We start from the raw sequence: 1,415 nt of genomic DNA, 5'->3' as shown, positions 1-1,415 counted from the left end.
GCCTGCACCAGGGCGACGGTGAGTGCCGTCCCGGTGGGCAGGGCCGGGTGGTCGGGGTGGGGCCGGTCGTCGGCGGCCAGCAGCGACAGCACGCCCGTCGGGACGCGGTCGCCGAGGGCGGTGGCGAGCGTGTCCGCGAGGTCCGTGCGGCGAACGGCGTCGGCGGTGAGTTCGGCCGTGACGACGGTGGCGCCCGCTTCGGTGAGGGCGAGCAGCGGGCCGCGTACCCGTGCGTCGTCGTCGTGTCCGGCGGGCAGGACGACGAGCCAGGTGCCGGCGGCGGGGGTGGCGGCCGGCGGGTCGGGCAGGGGCTGCCAGCCGATGCGGTAGCGCCAGGAGTCGATGACGCTCTCGTCGCGCCGCTGTTTGCGCCAGCCTCGCAGGGCGGGCAGGACAGGGGCGAGGGCGTCCTCGTCGACGGCGAGGTGGGCGGCGATCTCGGCCGGGGCGTCGTGGTCGACCATGTGCCAGAAGGCCGTGTCGTGCGGGTCGGCGGCGGCCGGTCCGGTGCCGGGCGCCGCCTCCGGCTCCAGCCAGTAGCGCCGCAGCTGGAAGGGGTATCCGGGCAGGGCGGTCGGGCGGGCGCCGGTGCCGGCGTACACCGCGGACCAGTCGACGGCCGCGCCGGCCACCCAGAGTTCGGCGGCCGAGCGCAGGGCCCGGCGCAGTCCGCCGTCGTCGCGGCGCAGGGTGCCGACGACCACGGGCGGCTCCTCGGCGCCGGTGGCCTCGGCGGTGTCCTGGAGGGCCATGGTCAGCACCGGGTGCGGCGACACCTCGACGAAGACCTCGTGGCCCTGTTCGATCAGGGAGCGGACGGCGGCGTCGAAGCGGACGGTCCCGCGGAGGTTGCGGTACCAGTAGTCGGCGTCCATGACCGTGGTGTCGAGCCGGTCGCCGGTGACGGTGGAGAACAGCGGAATCCGGGCCGGGAGCGGGCGTACGCCGGCCAGCGCGGCCAGCACCTCGGACCTGATCCCTTCGACCTGGGCCGAGTGCGAGGCGTAGTCCACGGGTACGGACCGGGCCCGTACGCCCTGTGCGGCGCAGTGGGCGAGCAGGTCGGCCAGGGCCTGGGTCCCGCCCGAGACCACCACGGCGGCGGGCCCGTTGACGGCGGCCACCGACAGCTTCTCGGCCCAGGGGGCGATCTCGGCGCGGACCCGGTCCTCGGGCAGGGACACCGCGACCATGCCGCCGAGTCCGGCCAGCGCCCGGATGGCCCGGCTGCGCAGGGCGACGACCTTCGCCCCGTCCTCCAGGCTCAGCGCTCCCGCCACCACGGCGGCGGCGATCTCGCCCTGGCTGTGCCCGACCACGGCGTCGGGCCGGACGCCCCAGGACTCCCAGTGCGCGGCCAGTGACACCATCACCGCCCACAGCACCGGCTGCACCACGTCCACCCGTTCCAGGGA

1 protein-coding gene is annotated in these 1,415 nt (G+C 76.3%); it reads right to left on the bottom strand.

The genetic code is table 11. The annotated features are described in order from the left end of the window. On the bottom strand, positions 1 to 1,415 hold a 1,415-nt coding region (locus tag ACIQOV_RS41360; protein ID WP_401056293.1), incomplete at both ends, for an acyltransferase domain-containing protein.

Source organism: Kitasatospora sp. NPDC091257 (assembly GCF_044757675.1).
In the GTDB taxonomy this organism is placed as follows: Bacteria; Actinomycetota; Actinomycetes; order Streptomycetales; family Streptomycetaceae; genus Kitasatospora; species Kitasatospora lactacystinica.
The sequence above is the reverse complement of the archived record's forward strand: the minus strand, read 5'-3'. Positions and strand labels throughout refer to the sequence as shown.